Origin of the sequence: Rhizobium anhuiense, assembly GCF_003985145.1 — a bacterium.
Taxonomy (GTDB): Bacteria; Pseudomonadota; Alphaproteobacteria; order Rhizobiales; family Rhizobiaceae; genus Rhizobium; species Rhizobium anhuiense.
In genome coordinates this window covers 197,118-211,353 of the sequence record NZ_ML133523.1, presented here as the reverse complement: position 1 = coordinate 211,353, position 14,236 = coordinate 197,118, and the positions used below count along the sequence as shown (strand labels likewise).

Here is a 14,236-nt window from a genome sequence, read left to right as displayed (position 1 = left end):
TTCGAATTTTGTACCGAGGTTCATGAATGCAACTTCTCTCTTTGCTAATCCTTTTCCGTGACGGCTTTGACGATTTGACTGCGCTACAAGCCGCGCTTGCCCAGTACCGTGAACCCCTTAGGCAGGTCGCTCCGGACCACTTGAAATTCGGTGCACCGGTTGAACTGGACGTTCAATTGGCCAGCGAGAGCGACGTGCTGATTGAATCCCAAGAGATTGCGGAATTTTTCCCTCATAAGGACAGCAGCGAAATTGCACTCTGCAATCAGCGTATCGAACTGTCATGGGAGATGAAAGCCGATCCTGGCTTGATCACAAATCTCATCGGTTTTGTGCAGCCTGAGGTACGTCGCCTGGTCGGCAAGTGTTGGACTTTCGACCCCGCCGGGGGCGCGTGGTTTTAACTGCCCCGCAAAATTGACGACGGCTCGAAGCAGTCACGGGCATAGTCCGACTGACTCAGAAAGGTTTTAGGCTCTCGCTGTTACGATCCATATCGAGGCGACCGGTGTTGCGCTAGCCGGGTGGCCAAGGCCCGCGAGTGCTTCGCGCAATTTGGGTTCAGCCGCCAACTTGATCGCGGGGTTCTCACGAGCAATTTCCAAGCGGGCCAATGCTCAGTAACACGCGCGTCATTGCGTCAACGTCGCCACTCCTTCGTCGTAAGGCACAACTGCAAACCCGCCGCTATGCTTCAGCGGTTCCCGACCCTGGGCATAGCCGTCCTGAGAGCGAGGCGAGCGTTCGTGCGGATCGCAAACCAATTGCAATTTGAAATCAGTCGAGCTATTTTACCGCATGCGCGGATGTGCCCTTTAAGGAAAGGAAGTGGCATGGCTAAGCTCGTGTTCGGAATGAACCAGTCGCTGGACGGCTACGTCGATCATACGGAATTTGGGCCAAGCCCGACGCTCTTTCGCCACTTCATCGAGGGGACCGAGCGGCTGGCGGGCAGTGTCTACGGCCGCCGGATGTATGAGATCATGCGTTACTGGGACGACGATCAGCCTGAATGGGGGGCAGACGAACAAGCCTTCGCGCAAGCGTGGCGGAAGCAGCCGAAATGGGTGGTCTCGCGCTCGCTGGAGTCGGTCGGCCCCAACGCCACGCTTCTTGAGGGCGATCTCGAGGGCGCGATCCGGAAGTTGAAGGCCGAGCGCGACGGGGAGATCGAAGTTGCCGGCCCGAACCTGGCGCGAAGCCTGACCGAACTCGGCTTGATCGATGAGTATCAGATCTATCTGCACCCCGTCGTGCTTGGTCACGGCACGCCCTATTTCGCCGCACCGCGGCCGCCGCTTCGCCTTGTGGCCCATGATCGGATCGACGAGAATGTGATCCGCTTGACCTACGTCCCTGCCTGATCGCCCAGCTCGCCGGGCGGAATCCGATCGGGTCAGGGGTGGACCCAGCGCGAGGAGGTGAGGGCGCCGAGATTGTCATAGGCAAAGACCGCGCGCCGGTTGTCGGCATGGCGCAGCTGGAACCAGTCGAGCGTCTCGGCCCGGAATATCAGCACGCCGAAGAAGGCCCGTCCGTCGGCATCTGCGACCGTACCGTCGCTCGCAGGCCGCTCCTCGATGTCGTCGCCCGGCGGCCCGCCCATATAGGTGCTGCGTGTCGATGGCGGCAGCAGGCTCCAGGCCTCGGCCGCGCGTTGGCTTGCCGGTCCATAGAGTTCGGCCGATCCCTGAAGGCGAAGCTGCACTTTTAACTGCGGGCCGAAGCCGAGGATGGCGACCGAAGGGTTGGCCGATATTTCCTGCCATTTCGGGCTTCTGACATCGGTATGGATTTCCAGGATGCGCCGCGCCGCATCCGCGCGCCGCAGCACGACCATGCGGGCCTGCGGCCGGCCGCCGGCATCGACCGAACACAGGTTCAGGTAGCGGAAGGCCGACTGCGGATCGGCAGTCGCGCCTTCGAGTTCGGCCCAGGCCGATGCATCGACCTCGGCGAGGGTCACCGTGCCGCCTCCGCCTTGGCATTCCTTGTCTCGCCGTCTTTGACGATCCAGCAGCACATCGCTGTTCTCCCCCAGCGTTGAAAGCGATCCCGATCAGACAGACCGGGTCAGGCCGCCGTCAATCTTGAGGCTCTGGCCGGTGATATAACCCGCCCCTTCGGAAACGAGGAAGGAAATCGTCGCGGCCACTTCGGCGCTGGTGCCGTAGCGCTTCATCGGCACGCTGTCGCGGCGCTCCTCCGTCGCCGGCAAGCTGTCGATCCAGCCCGGCAACACGTTGTTGATACGAATGCCGTCGCCCGCAAAGGTATCGGCGTAAATCTTGGTGTAGGCGGCAAGCCCGGCGCGGAAGACGGCCGAGGTCGGGAACATTGCCGACGGTTCGGCCACCCAGGCGGTGGAGATATTGACGATCGCGCCCGACTTCTGCGCCTGCATGATCGGCGTGACCAGGCGAACCGAACGGATGACATTCATCAGATAGATGTCGAGGCCGGTATGCCACTGTTCGTCGGTGATCTCGGTGATCGGTGCACGGGGCCCGTGACCGGCGCTGTTGACGAGGGCGTCGATCCGGCCCCACTTTTCCATGCAGGCGTCGACCAACCGCTTCAGGTCGTCGTTGGACTGGTTCGAGCCGGTCACGCCGATGCCGCCAAGTTCGTTGGCCAGCGCCTCGCCCTTGCCGGACGAGGAGAGGATGGCGACCTTGAAACCGTCGGCCGCCAGCCGCCTTGCCGCCTCCGCACCCATGCCGCTGCCGCCAGCCGTGATGATCGCTACCTTTTCTACTGCCATCGTCGCCATCCCTGCTCGATTTTACGCCCATTGCCGGGCCTTGATCCTTCGAATACCATGCGCCTTCAATGAGAGCGAACCAGTTTTCCTGAAATATCCCTGTAGAAAAACTATCGAATGTCCATCGGCAATCTCCCATCCCTCAACGCTCTCAGGGCCTTCGATGTGGCGGCGCGGCATCTGAACTTCCGGCTCGCCGCCGAAGAACTCGGCGTGACGCAGGGCGCGGTCGCCCAGCATGTGCGCGGGCTGGAGGCGGAACTCGGGGTGACCTTGTTCGAGCGCCTGCCGAAATCCTTGGCGCTGACGGGCGAGGGGCGCAGCTATGTCGCCGACGTCAGGCGCGCCTTCGAACTGCTTGCCAATGCCACCGCCAACCTGAAGCCGCAGCCGGTGAAACTGACCGTCAGCACGACGCCGACCTTCGCCTCGAAATGGCTGATACCGCGCCTGCCGGACTTTACCGCCAAACATCCCGGCCACGACCTGCACATCCTCGCCACCGATCGAATCTCCAGCTTCCAGACGGATGGCGTCGATCTCGCTGTCCGCTACGGCACGCCGCCCTTCGGTCCCGGCCTTGCCGCCGAGCTGCTGTTCGAGCAGGACATCATTGCGGTCTGCAATCCGGGCCTCGTCCCGGCAGGCCGCGAGCCGCACAATGCCGGTGAACTCACGCGCCACACCCTGCTGCACGACGTGCACAATTTCTGGCCGGAATATATCGACCGCTTCCTCGGCGGCGGCGATCCCACGCTGTTTCGCGGCATCAGCTTCTCGCAGACATCGCACGCGATCGAAGCCGCGATCGCCGGACAGGGCATCGCCATGGCGACCCGGGCCTTCGTCTCGACCGATATCGAGGCAGGCAGGCTGCGGCAGGTCTTCGATGGCGTGCTCAGAGCGCGGGCGGGCTTCTATCTGGTGAAGCCGCGCTACCGGAAGTCGGAAGCGGTGGATAAGCTTCAGGATTGGCTATGGTCGCAGGTGCAGCGCTGACTGTCTGCTCATCTTCCGTCAGTCGCCACATGTTCGGGAAGCGGCCGCATGGGGAAGGCAACACACCAGGCGACAGGCACCAACCCCGTCATTTCTTTTCCTCCCAGTATCTTTGCCAGAGGTCGAGCCTGGGTTTCAGCGTATCGGCTCCGAACGTCGCGCCGCGATTGGTGAAGTCGAAGACCCTGCCGACGGATGGGTCGTGGTGAGGCCATCTTGGCCATGAGCCGCCATTGGGGTCACCGCTCGTTGCAAATTGAACCCAGTAGGCACTCGCCAATGTGGCCATGGCCCAGTCGGCCGGTGTAACCTTGTCTTTCACCAGGGCGTTTGGGATGTTGAGCGTATAGGGAATTTCGAAGCCGTGCAGAGTGCCTTTCCATGTCGGATCGTTGCGGAGAGCCTCGGCGACATAGGAGAAACGATACCACCACGTCAGTTGACCCGCGCGGATCATCTCGTCAGCGAGATGGCGAGACGGTTCGACAAGCGTTTTGTCGGCCAGAACCTGTTGCGTCAACTCATCGAGGGCCTCTTGGCCTGTGGGATCATAGAGCGTCCGGGCTTCGGCCGCATGGTTGCCGAACAGGGCGAAGAGATCGTCTTTCGTCGCGGCCTCACCGATACCGAGATCACGACTATTTGCCCCGACGATGACCGGAACCGGCGCTTGACGGCCTGCCGCAAAAGCCGCTTCCGGCGTTTCGAGCAAAAACCGTCCGTCAAGAATCGAGCCGGAGATGCCGATGACCGGCTTGCCTGTCGACATTCCCGCCATCACCTCTGGTGCCGATGCGCCTTCGGTCAGTTTTTCCGCAGGCAGCGCCCGAAGGGCCTTGAGAGCGTCGGCATCGCGACCATTGATGCCAAGAGAAGCCGCATAGTCCAACGCGGTTTTCTCTGCTTCTTTCAACGGTGACAAGGGAGTGCTCTGCGCACGCGCGGTCGGGAGACCCGGTGACTGGAGAATGGCGCCGCGGAAAAGCCCCCGTGATAACGGCGATATCATGTGCGCCATCACCGAGCCGCCACCGGCCGACTCGCCGAAGATCGTCACTTTCTTCGGATCGCCGCCGAAGGCTTCGATATTTTGCTGGACCCATTTCAAGGCTGCAAGCTGATCCATGTAGCCATAGTTGCCGACGGGCTCGTCGGGGGATTCCTTTATCAGCGCCGGATGGGCAAAATAGCCGAGCCGCCCCATGCGGTAGTTCATGCTGACGAACACGACTCTGCGGGCGGCCAGCTGACCACCGGGATATTGAGGGGTGTTTCCATGAACAAGAGCGCCGCCGTAAATCCAGACCATCACCGGGAGGGGTGTTTTGGAGCGCTTGGCGGGTGTCCAGACATTGAGCGTCAAACAATCCTCCGACTTCGGCAGGTCGTCGGTCTGCATGCAGGACGGACCGAAATCGCGGGCATCCCTCGTCCCGCTCCAGGGCTTCATCGGTCGGGGATTGCGCCATCTCAGATCACCGACCGGTGGCGCCGCATAAGGAATGCCTTTGAAGCTGACGACTGAGCCCGACCTCTCACCCTTCAGCGTTCCGCTGTCGATTGTAACGGTGTCGTCCGCCGCACCCAAGCGTGGCGCGAAAGTCATCTGACAGGATGCGACCGCGAAAAAGAGCAGAAACTTGTGACTGCGTTTCACAAACACTGCACCCTCCAACCGCCAGGCTCAGGGTAAAATACTCCGATAGAGCGGCATCGAACAGCGTCCATCCGACGTCGACCAAAGTCCGGAAGCGGCAGGCATCGTCGGTATCGCCTTCAGCCCTGAAGGCTCGCGCCATGCTTCATTCGCCGATACCCCCGACAAGCTCCCATATATCGACCTTCTCGGCCCGTCCCTTGATCTGCACCAGGCCGAGCGGGCGAAGCTCGAAGCGGTCGGCCACAGTGTCGTGTATGGCTGCACTGACCAGGATCGAGGTGTTGAAGTCCTTGTTCAATCCTTCCAGGCGTGAGGCGACATTGATCGTATCGCCCATGGCCGTGTACTGCTGACGCGAGATTGCGCCGAAGCTGCCGACGACCGCCGGGCCGGTGTGCAAGCCAAAGCGGGTGAAGAGTTCGGGGCGGCCGTTCAAGCGATTGGCTTCGTTCAGGCCGTCCACCGCCGCTTTCATGGCAAGCGCGCATCGGCAGCCGTTTTCGGCATGTCCGGCATCTGGAACAGGGGCGTTCCACATGACGAAAATGGAATCGCCGAGATATTGCACGACGGTGCCGCCATGGCGCTCGGCGATGGTGTTCAGGAGTTCGAAATAGGCCGACAGCGTATCGACCACATCCTCGGGTGAGTTGAGCTCGGAGATGGTGGTGAAGTCTCTGATGTCGGTGAACAGCACCGTCACATCCTGCCGCTTCGCCTTGACGAGCGTTCTTGCCTCGGGATCGATGATCCGCCGGACGACTTCACGCGGAACGTAGAGGGCAAACTGACTGATGGCATGACGGCTGGCCGCCAGCGCGCTCGCCAGCGTGTTGATCTCCGATATCCAGGAATGCGACATGGGCTTTTCGCCGATGTCGAGATCGCCGATCCTGCGCGCCTCGTCGGCGAGACGATAGAGGGAGCGGCTGACCATGCGCGACAGCAGCACCGATGCGGCGACACCTGCTATCACGAAGGCGCTGGCGATGAGGAGATTGTGCAGGAGCAGCCGATTGGCCTCGGCCACCAGGTCCTCCAGCGGCACGACGATTGCGGCCACGCTTCCCTGGAACAGGCCGGAGACGCTGACAGGGGCGAGCTGCACGAGATGGCTTTCGCCATCGAAATCGACCCGCGCCAGGCCGCCGGCGGCAAAGGCCGGATCCTGCCGCAACCTCGCCACGGTTTTAAGGCTCGCGTCGAAGCTGTTTGCACTCGCGGCAAAGCCCCCCGATGTCCTCGACCACAATCCGATGATCCTGTTCATGATATCGGGGTCGGAATGCGCGACGAGATCACCGCTGCCATCGATGATGTAAGCACGGGCATGCGGCGAAATCTCGCGCGTGTCCAGCAGGCGGCTGATGGTCTGCAGGTGAATGTTGATGCCGACGACCACCTGACCATCGTTCCGCATCGGCGCGGCGATCGTCAGCGTCGGAACATTGAGCGTGCCGGTGATATAGGGGCCGACGGAGACAGGCAAACCGTCCTGGACGACGGATTGATACCACGGGCGTTGCCGAGGATCGAAGGATGCAACTTCGACGTCGCGCTCGCCGATCTCTCTTGCCTGGCTGTCGAGAAAGCGAAGCGTCGAGATGACGTCGGCGCTCTGTCTCCCGGCGATCGTCCGGATCGCGAAAGCCGTGCCATCCGGGGTTGCGAGGGTCCGGCGGACGTCCTGCCTTTCGGTGTTGATGGCCTGCAGGTATGAGCCGTCGGAATAGCCGGTGTAGATGCTCGTCGCGTTGGGGACGTTTCGCAGGACCTCCAGAAAGAATTGCTGTTTCGCGTCGATATCCCGAGGCGGCGGGGAGGCAAGCTGCGGCAGGGTCGATGCGAGTGCGACCGCCTCGATGCCTCCCTGCAGCGTATTGCGATATCCCTCGATCAGCCGCAGGCTCATCTCGCGCATCTGCTTCGCGCCGGCGCTGACCGCAGCGTCGCTTCCGTGGCTGAATGCCATCCAGATGATCGGCGTCGACGTGCACAGCAGCGATGCGACGACCAGGACGCCGAGATGCAGTCTTAAGGGTTTGGACCAGCCCACGGGATTTCCCTCGAATGCTCTCCTGCCTTGCCGGGCAGGAACGAGCACTCCCAACGATTTCAAGCTAACCGCTTTTTGAAAGCTTGCACAAGGCGGTGAAGTCAGTGCCGAAAACGATTGGGATCAGCGGGGTTGCGCGGGCGGTGTCAGCGCTTGTATTCGGGCTCGCTGCGATCGAGCGCGCGCTTGACCGACTCCAGATGCAGCCTGGCCGATTCCGGGTCGCCTTCGCGCATCTGCCGATACGCCGCTTGCGCGATCTCCGGCGCGACGGCAAGGACCTGGCGCCCGGTCGAGAGCGCAAGCGTCTGCACCTCGCAGGCGCGCTCGAGATAATAGAGGTCGTCCCAGGCCTCGGCGATATTCGGTGCGCAGACCATCACCCCGTGATGCTTCATGAAGACGATGTCGGCATCGCCGATCGCAGCCGCGATCCGGTCGCCCTCGCGCGCGTCGAGCGCCAGGCCGTTATAGTTGCGGTCGACGGCCGTGCGCCCGTAGAATTTCAAGGCGGTCTGCCCGGCAAAGATCAGCGGATCGCCCTCCGTCATCGAAAGGGCGGTGGCATAAGGCATATGGGTGTGGAACGCCGCCCTGGCACGGGGAACGTTCTTGTGAATCCGGGCGTGGATGTAAAAGGCGGTGGCCTCGGGCTGGCCGCTGCCCGACACGACGTTGCCGTGAAAATCGCAGATCAGCAGCATCGAGGCCGTCAGCTCGGCAAACGCGTAGCCGTAAGGGTTGACGATGAACAGGTCGTCGTAACCGGGAACGACGGCCGAGAAGTGGTTGCAGATCCCTTCCTCCATGCCGAGCCGCGCCGCCATCCGGAAACAGGCGGCAAGATCGACGCGAGCCTGCCAGATGTCATCCGTATCGAGTTTCGGCTGATTGGGGCCGCCGGCGGGCGATGGGGCTGTGTTGAGGGAGTGCGCCATGGGGTCGTCTCGGATTGGTGTCGGAAGGAGAGGGGCTGTGTTCTGGATTACGCCCGGATTGGTCTGCCATCAAGCCGGCTGGGCGCAAAGATGGTTCGCTTCATATCCTGTGGCAGGGCGGGCATATTTTCATTCAGCCAATTCGCGCATGACCTTGATCAGCTCCGACTTGCCTTCGAAGCCGATACCCGGTAGCTCGGGCATCAGGATATGGCCATCGATCACCTCGACGCCATCGGGGAAGCCGCCATAGGGCTGGAACAGATCGGGATAGCTTTCGTTGCCGCCGAGGCCGAGCCCGGCGGCAATGTTGAGCGACATCTGGTGGCCGCCATGCGGGATGCAGCGCGACGGCGACCAGCCGAACTGACGCAGCACGTCGAGTGTGCGCAAATATTCGACCAAGCCGTAGGAAAGGGCGCAGTCGAACTGCAGGTAATCGCGGTCCGGCCGCATGCCGCCGTAACGCAGCAGGTTGCGGGCATCCTGATGGGAGAACAGGTTCTCGCCGGTCGCCATCGGTGCGTCGTAAAATTCGGAGATGGCGGCCTGCAGAGCGTAGTCCAGCGGATCGCCGATCTCCTCGTACCAGAACAGCGGATAGTCGCGCAGCACCTTCGCATAGGCGATGCCGGTCTCCAGATCGAAGCGCCCGTTGGCGTCGACCGCAAGCTGCGCCTGCGAACCGATCTCCTCCAGCACGGCTTCGATGCGGCCCCGGTCCTCGTCGATCGACGCGCCGCCGATCTTCATCTTGACGACGGTATAGCCGCGGTCGAGATAGCTCCGCATCTCCGCCCGCAGAGCGCTGTTGTCCTTGCCGGGGTAGTAGTATCCGCCGGCGGCATAGACGAAGACCTTCGGGTTGGCCTCCCGGCCTTTCATCTCGGCGAGAAGACGAAACAGCGGCTTGCCCTCGATCTTGGCCACCGCGTCCCAGACCGCCATGTCGATGGTGCCGACGGCGACCGAGCGCTCGCCGTGGCCGCCGGGCTTCTCGTTGGTCATCATCCTCGCCCAGACCCTGTGCGGATCGAGATTGCTGCCGGCGTCGTTCATCAGGCTTTCGGGTGCTGCTTCGAGGATGCGGTCCCTGAAGCGCTCGCGGATCAAGCCGCCCTGGCCGTAGCGGCCGTTGGAGTTGAAGCCATATCCGACGACGCGGCGCCCATCCCTGACGACATCGGTGACGACGGCAACCAGGCTGGCGGTCATCTTGCTGAAATCGATATAGGCGTTGCGGATCGGCGAAGCGATCGGCTTCGTGACCTCGCAGATGTCGATGATGCGCATGACGGGCTCCATTCCCTTCGCCGACGGCGGCTGATGACGATGGTTTCATTTTGATGCGCGGCGGTCGGCGCGTCCAATGCCGATGCGGGTTCTATCAGTGCCGTTTCGGCATCATCACTTTGCGCAAACAGGCAGAGAACCGCAAAGAAACATTGATTTGTCAGGCGCTATACCGTCTTTTCAGTGTTTACATGGCACTGCAACCGTCAAAGGAAACCTTCCGTGGAGACCGCATGGCTCGCCGACCTCCAGGCTCTTGCCGAAACGCTGAACTTCTCGAGAGCGGCGGAACGGCGCAACATCACCCAGCCCGCCTTCGGACGTCGCATCAAGGCGCTGGAAGAATGGTGCGGGTGGGAATTGGTCGATCGCTCGACACACCGGCTGAAGCTGACGCCGGCGGGAGAGCTGATGCTGGAGGCGGCGAGCGATATCACCGCAAGGCTTGAACGCGCCGCCCGCGATCTCGCGCAGATCAAGGCGGCGACATCGACCGTCACATTCGCGGCCACCCACGCGCTCTCCTTCATCTTTTTGCCCTCCTGGATTCAAGGGTTGGGGCACAGCGCCGCCGCCATGCCCATCCGGCTGCTCTCGGACAATATGAACGAATGCGAGAAGATCATGCTGGAAGGGCGGGCCCAGTTCCTGCTGTGTCATTACCAGGAAAACAGCGGCATCCGGCTGGACATGCAAAACTACCGCCATGTCGTGCTCGATGCCGACCGGCTCGTCCCGGTCTGCGCCCGAAAGAAGGACGGAGAGCCGCTTTACAGCCTCACCGGCGCGACGGGCGTTCCGCTTCTCGCCTTCGAAGAAAAGTCCGGCATGGGGCGCATCCTGGCCGCAAACCTTTCCCAGCGCATGCAGTCGCTACGTCTCGACACGGTGTTCACCTCACACCTCGCCATGGCCCTGAAGGCGCTGGCGATCGAGGCAAAGGGCGTTGCCTGGATTCCGCTGAGCCTTGCAAAGGACGAGACAGGGCCCGGCGGCCGGCTCGCCTTCGCCGGGTCTGAGGAGTGGGCCGTCGACGTGCAGATCGTCCTGATGAGGCCGCGGGCGCGCATGACCGAAATCGCCGAGAGCTTCTGGAAGCTGGTGTGCAGCAGGGATTGACCTGACGGCGCATGGTGCAATGATCCGTGTGGATCAGCAACGAGAGGTTGGCATGTCGATCGCTAGCTTGCCTGCGCCACCCTATTACGTCGTCTGCTTCTCATCGCAACGAACCGAGGTCGAAGACGGCTATGGCGACGTCGGCGCTGCGATGGTGGAGCTGGCGAAGCAGCAACCCGGCTTCTTGGGTTTCGAAAGCGCCCGCCGTGCCGACGGTTTCGGCATCATCAACTCTTATTGGCGGGACGAGGAAAGCATCCGGGCCTGGAAAGCGGTTGTCGATCACGTCGAGGCGCAACGCCGGGGCCGGACTGACTGGTATAGGCGCTATGAAATCCGCGTCGCCCTCGTTCAAAGAGCCTATGGATTCGAAGCGGATATCGCCAAACCGCGATGATCCTTGCCCCGCCATCGGCCGCAGGTATGGATCCCAGGCTCGGGCCTGGGATGACGGAGGGTGGGGGTGCGAAGGGGCTTGTTGACTGTGTTGCCAACACAGGGTTGTATCGAGTGTCGACGCAGGAGGTACGGGCGCGGATGAACTTCGTGAGATTTATTGGTTTATTGGCGTCGCTGGCATGGATTGTTTACGGGCCGTGGGCCAATGCCGGCTCCTTGGGTGATGCGACTTTTAAGAACATCCCAATTGGCCAAGCAGCGAAGTTGTCGGATCTATCGTCCTTTGATGCTCAGGCGGTTTGCCTGCTTCAGCCTTACCAAGACCGACTGTCTTCCAAAGACGCGTTCGCCGCCAGAGTGAACATGTATCTCGTCGCGAACGACTACGTTGCGGATGAGGGCCATTTTGCATTCGTGCTCGTTGGGAAGGAAACAATCGAGCTCGCCCCGTTCAAACGGTTCCAAAAGCTTGATGTCTTGGCAAGGCACGAGATTTCCTCATCGGTCGAGGAGATGTTGCCGAAGGGTTTTGCGCCGCACGACTGCGCCAGCGGTCAATCTGCAGGCTTTGTGAAGATCGGACTGCGCGCAAGAACCTATGTCGTGCTTGGTGAACTGCGCTAGGCACGCAACCGCTGACACGATCCGGTATTTTGATTCGATGGGATGTGACTGAGATAGCCGGCGAGGATCTCCCGCCGGAGGCAGGTTTGGGGATGAAGGTCTCGACCTCACCCTCCGTCTTCCTCGGGCTTGAGCCGAGGATCCAAGCTGGCCTCCACCAGCCACGGGCATTGCACCGCAAGGTAGTTCATAGGAACGAGGCGGCTATGCAGATCGGGGCCATCTGGTTGCCCAGGATCATAGAAGATGCCGTTATCGGCGTCATAGAGGATGAAGTGGTCTCCTTCGACATGGACTACCGCTACCCCGCAAACATCGCCCCAGCTCTCCGCTTTGCGTAATCCGCCAGTCTGCCAGCCCAACTCGCTCAGGACGCCGCGCAGTTCTTTCCAGGTTGTGTAATGATTGGTCTGAACGCCCCAATCGATCATGCTGGCAATTTGGTCGTAGGGTTTGCCCGTCAACATCTGCAAGACGAAAACGCCGCAGCCATCATCCCTTGGACATTGCGTAACAAATTCGAAGCGGACCTTATCGGCTGCGGGTTGTGTCAATGTTCAGTTCCTGCGGGTTAGGTGTCGGACGGCGCCTTGAGTATCGACTCCCATGACACCCACGTAGCTGGTTGCTTCGAATTGCCTTCCGTGGACATTCAACTAAACGTTTGACGGGGCGGTCTCGATGCTGTTGGTAAGTGACTTTAGAGCGTGCTGCCAAATTGCGGCTGCACTCTCTGGCGGCGGCGTGGATGTGACGTCCAAGACCAGGGTGTTGGGATGCTTCGGATCAAAAACCTTGTCCCGCCGGCTTCTCTCCCTGGAGGCTTGCGCATCGGTCGCTTTCAGATCGTTGCGGCGCGCGGGCATGGAGATACGGCGTGCCAGCTCATCTTCGTCGCAGAGCAGTCTCACGGGTACCAGGACAGCCCCGCAGCGTTGAGCGGCATCGTCGAACTGCTGGTAGGTGCGAAGACTGCGCTGATCACCATCCCGGCCGGCATGCGTGAAGATGAAGTTGGCGGAAGGGCCGGTGTATTCGGCAATTGCATCCAACACGGTTTGCCGAATTCGTCCCGTATAATCCCATATTCCTTCAGGAAGGTGGCCCGTTCCATCATCGTCCAGGAGACGCAGAACCGGGTTGTTGAACCAGTGATTGTCGATGACTTTCGCCGAGGACAGGCTTTGCAACTCCCTTGCGATCGTCAGTTTTCCAACGCCCGGAAAACCGATCAGCAAAATAAAGATACGCATCATCCTATGCCTTCAGATGCCGAGGGATCACGTGGGGCGCAGAATAGGCGATATACCGAATGCTGCAATGAGTGCTCATCGGATGCCACAGCAGACAGACTTCGGGCTTTAGTTCGACAGGTAGGTTTGAAGGAATGTGCGAACGCTGCGGATGGACTTTCCTGCGGCGTCCGGATTGTATTTTTCGATGTGACCCAGCACCCGCCTTCCCACCTTGAACTCCGGGGCGTCGAAATCGTGATAGGTACCCTTGTAGATATTGAGCTCGATGGGTGGGCTGGCGTCACTCAGCTTGGCAAGCCTCTTCCGGCATCGGTCGGCCGGGCTCCAATTGTCTCGGTCGCCGGTTAAAATCAGGATCGGCACCGTCGCATCGCCCTGCGTTGCCGCGCAGAGGGGATAGTAGGCAACCGCTGCGGTGAACTTGCGGTCCATCAGCTGTTCGTTGCCTTCGATTTTTGTTCCCTCCAGCGTCGCGGTGCCGCCCGTTGAAAAGCCCATCAGGGCAACGCGCCTGATATCGACAAAGCTTTGTTTCGATAAGAAATTCAAAGCGCCATAGGCGTCGAAGACGCGATCGGGGAGATGGCTTTGACACGGGTCCTCGATGTGGCGGGTGGTGAAGCTATCGACGACCAGCACGACATAGCCCCATGCGACCAGCCGTTTCGGCCAAAGGTCCTTGACGCTCAACCGCATGCCCTCGCATCCATGCAGGAGGACGACCGCCGGGAAGGGGCCATCACCCCCGGGGCGGGATAGATATCCCAGCAATGGCGTACCCTGCGGTTGAGAAAGAATTTCTCCCTGTTCCCTAGCCTTGCTTATTCGAAATGGGCTTAGCTTGACGGGCGCGCTTTCGAAGTGAACCAGTTCGTCGGCATCAGCCGGGTTTCCGGCGAGCGTGACGCTGAGAAAAGCGGCAAGGCAAAGAAAAAGTCTCGTGTTTTTCACTGAGCTTCTCCAACGTTGGATCAGCAGCTTGCTCATTATACGCCGGACCTGAAGGCGCGCAAAGCGGGTGGCGTTCGGCTGCCGATTGGGTTGGATTGGGTGGATTAAATTACCGCGCGTCGCAGTCAGAAGCGCTTGATCACCCCCTGGCAGGTCGTTTATGACTACCGTAAATCC

At 60.9% G+C, this 14,236-nt stretch carries 15 protein-coding genes; 6 read left to right on the top strand and 9 right to left on the bottom strand.

The genetic code is table 11. The annotated features are described in order from the left end of the window. Window positions 1-26 precede the first annotated feature (26 nt). Window positions 27-404 carry a hypothetical protein gene (locus EEQ99_RS11555; RefSeq protein ID WP_097623269.1) on the top strand — a complete coding sequence of 126 codons (378 nt, stop codon included), beginning with the start codon at window positions 27-29 and terminating at the stop codon, window positions 402-404. Window positions 405-833: 429 nt separating this feature from the next. Beyond that, a complete protein-coding gene (locus tag EEQ99_RS11550) occupies window positions 834-1,364 on the top strand; it encodes a dihydrofolate reductase family protein (protein ID WP_097623268.1) in 531 nt (176 codons plus the stop codon). 32 nt (window positions 1,365-1,396) lie between these two features. Here EEQ99_RS11550 and EEQ99_RS11545 read toward each other — a convergent pair whose 3' ends face one another. After that, entirely contained in the window at window positions 1,397-1,966 is a 570-nt protein-coding gene (locus EEQ99_RS11545) for a pyridoxamine 5'-phosphate oxidase family protein (protein ID WP_097595795.1), read from the bottom strand. A gap of 93 nt (window positions 1,967-2,059) precedes the next feature. Continuing rightward, complete coding sequence (locus tag EEQ99_RS11540; RefSeq protein ID WP_063476699.1) at window positions 2,060-2,764, bottom strand: SDR family oxidoreductase; 705 nt, start codon at window positions 2,762-2,764, stop codon at window positions 2,060-2,062. A gap of 117 nt (window positions 2,765-2,881) precedes the next feature. Between EEQ99_RS11540 and EEQ99_RS11535 the strand changes: the two genes are divergently transcribed. Next, window positions 2,882-3,763, top strand: a complete 882-nt coding sequence (locus tag EEQ99_RS11535) for a LysR substrate-binding domain-containing protein (protein ID WP_127430445.1) — start codon at window positions 2,882-2,884, stop codon at window positions 3,761-3,763. 88 nt (window positions 3,764-3,851) lie between these two features. Here EEQ99_RS11535 and EEQ99_RS11530 read toward each other — a convergent pair whose 3' ends face one another. From EEQ99_RS11530 to EEQ99_RS11515, 4 genes are all read right to left on the bottom strand, one after another. Beyond that, window positions 3,852-5,426: a carboxylesterase/lipase family protein gene (locus EEQ99_RS11530; protein ID WP_127430444.1), complete on the bottom strand. Its 1,575-nt coding sequence runs from the start codon at window positions 5,424-5,426 to the stop codon at window positions 3,852-3,854. 139 nt (window positions 5,427-5,565) lie between these two features. After that, window positions 5,566-7,479, bottom strand: coding sequence for an adenylate/guanylate cyclase domain-containing protein (locus tag EEQ99_RS11525; protein ID WP_127430443.1), 1,914 nt, complete (start codon window positions 7,477-7,479; stop codon window positions 5,566-5,568). A gap of 146 nt (window positions 7,480-7,625) precedes the next feature. Beyond that, window positions 7,626-8,417 carry an aldolase gene (locus EEQ99_RS11520; protein ID WP_047615530.1) on the bottom strand — a complete coding sequence of 264 codons (792 nt, stop codon included), beginning with the start codon at window positions 8,415-8,417 and terminating at the stop codon, window positions 7,626-7,628. A 129-nt stretch (window positions 8,418-8,546) separates the two neighbouring features. After that, window positions 8,547-9,710 (bottom strand): mandelate racemase/muconate lactonizing enzyme family protein, encoded by a 1,164-nt coding sequence (locus EEQ99_RS11515; RefSeq protein WP_127430442.1) that lies wholly within the window; start codon window positions 9,708-9,710, stop codon window positions 8,547-8,549. Between the two features lie 222 nt (window positions 9,711-9,932). Between EEQ99_RS11515 and EEQ99_RS11510 the strand changes: the two genes are divergently transcribed. The 3 genes from EEQ99_RS11510 to EEQ99_RS11500 all read left to right on the top strand — a co-directional run bounded on the left by EEQ99_RS11510 (window position 9,933) and on the right by EEQ99_RS11500 (window position 11,852). Then, complete coding sequence (locus EEQ99_RS11510; protein ID WP_127430441.1) at window positions 9,933-10,829, top strand: LysR family transcriptional regulator; 897 nt, start codon at window positions 9,933-9,935, stop codon at window positions 10,827-10,829. Window positions 10,830-10,881: 52 nt separating this feature from the next. After that, complete coding sequence (locus EEQ99_RS11505) at window positions 10,882-11,226, top strand: antibiotic biosynthesis monooxygenase family protein (protein WP_047615534.1); 345 nt, start codon at window positions 10,882-10,884, stop codon at window positions 11,224-11,226. A 140-nt stretch (window positions 11,227-11,366) separates the two neighbouring features. Next, complete coding sequence (locus EEQ99_RS11500; protein ID WP_127430440.1) at window positions 11,367-11,852, top strand: hypothetical protein; 486 nt, start codon at window positions 11,367-11,369, stop codon at window positions 11,850-11,852. Between the two features lie 107 nt (window positions 11,853-11,959). On the opposite strand, the gene EEQ99_RS11495 is transcribed toward EEQ99_RS11500, so the two are convergent. From EEQ99_RS11495 to EEQ99_RS11485, 3 genes are all read right to left on the bottom strand, one after another. Continuing rightward, window positions 11,960-12,406 carry a hypothetical protein gene (locus EEQ99_RS11495; protein WP_244604795.1) on the bottom strand — a complete coding sequence of 149 codons (447 nt, stop codon included), beginning with the start codon at window positions 12,404-12,406 and terminating at the stop codon, window positions 11,960-11,962. Window positions 12,407-12,508: 102 nt separating this feature from the next. Continuing rightward, complete coding sequence (locus EEQ99_RS11490) at window positions 12,509-13,105, bottom strand: P-loop NTPase family protein (RefSeq protein WP_063476702.1); 597 nt, start codon at window positions 13,103-13,105, stop codon at window positions 12,509-12,511. A gap of 108 nt (window positions 13,106-13,213) precedes the next feature. Continuing rightward, entirely contained in the window at window positions 13,214-14,095 is an 882-nt protein-coding gene (locus EEQ99_RS11485; RefSeq protein ID WP_127430439.1) for a dienelactone hydrolase family protein, read from the bottom strand. Window positions 14,096-14,236 lie beyond the last annotated feature (141 nt).

What these genes read in the sequence shown, in the direction of transcription:
- EEQ99_RS11555 (WP_097623269.1), top strand. Translation starts at nt 27, where the DNA reads ATGCAACTTCTCTCTTTGCTAATCCTTTTCCGTGACGGCTTTGACGAT.
- EEQ99_RS11550 (WP_097623268.1), top strand. Translation starts at nt 834, where the DNA reads ATGGCTAAGCTCGTGTTCGGAATGAACCAGTCGCTGGACGGCTACGTC.
- EEQ99_RS11540 (WP_063476699.1), bottom strand. Translation starts at nt 2,764, where the DNA reads ATGGCAGTAGAAAAGGTAGCGATCATCACGGCTGGCGGCAGCGGCATG.
- EEQ99_RS11535 (WP_127430445.1), top strand. Translation starts at nt 2,882, where the DNA reads ATGTCCATCGGCAATCTCCCATCCCTCAACGCTCTCAGGGCCTTCGAT.
- EEQ99_RS11520 (WP_047615530.1), bottom strand. Translation starts at nt 8,417, where the DNA reads ATGGCGCACTCCCTCAACACAGCCCCATCGCCCGCCGGCGGCCCCAAT.
- EEQ99_RS11515 (WP_127430442.1), bottom strand. Translation starts at nt 9,710, where the DNA reads ATGCGCATCATCGACATCTGCGAGGTCACGAAGCCGATCGCTTCGCCG.
- EEQ99_RS11505 (WP_047615534.1), top strand. Translation starts at nt 10,882, where the DNA reads ATGTCGATCGCTAGCTTGCCTGCGCCACCCTATTACGTCGTCTGCTTC.
- EEQ99_RS11500 (WP_127430440.1), top strand. Translation starts at nt 11,367, where the DNA reads ATGAACTTCGTGAGATTTATTGGTTTATTGGCGTCGCTGGCATGGATT.
- EEQ99_RS11490 (WP_063476702.1), bottom strand. Translation starts at nt 13,105, where the DNA reads ATGCGTATCTTTATTTTGCTGATCGGTTTTCCGGGCGTTGGAAAACTG.
- EEQ99_RS11485 (WP_127430439.1), bottom strand. Translation starts at nt 14,095, where the DNA reads ATGAGCAAGCTGCTGATCCAACGTTGGAGAAGCTCAGTGAAAAACACG.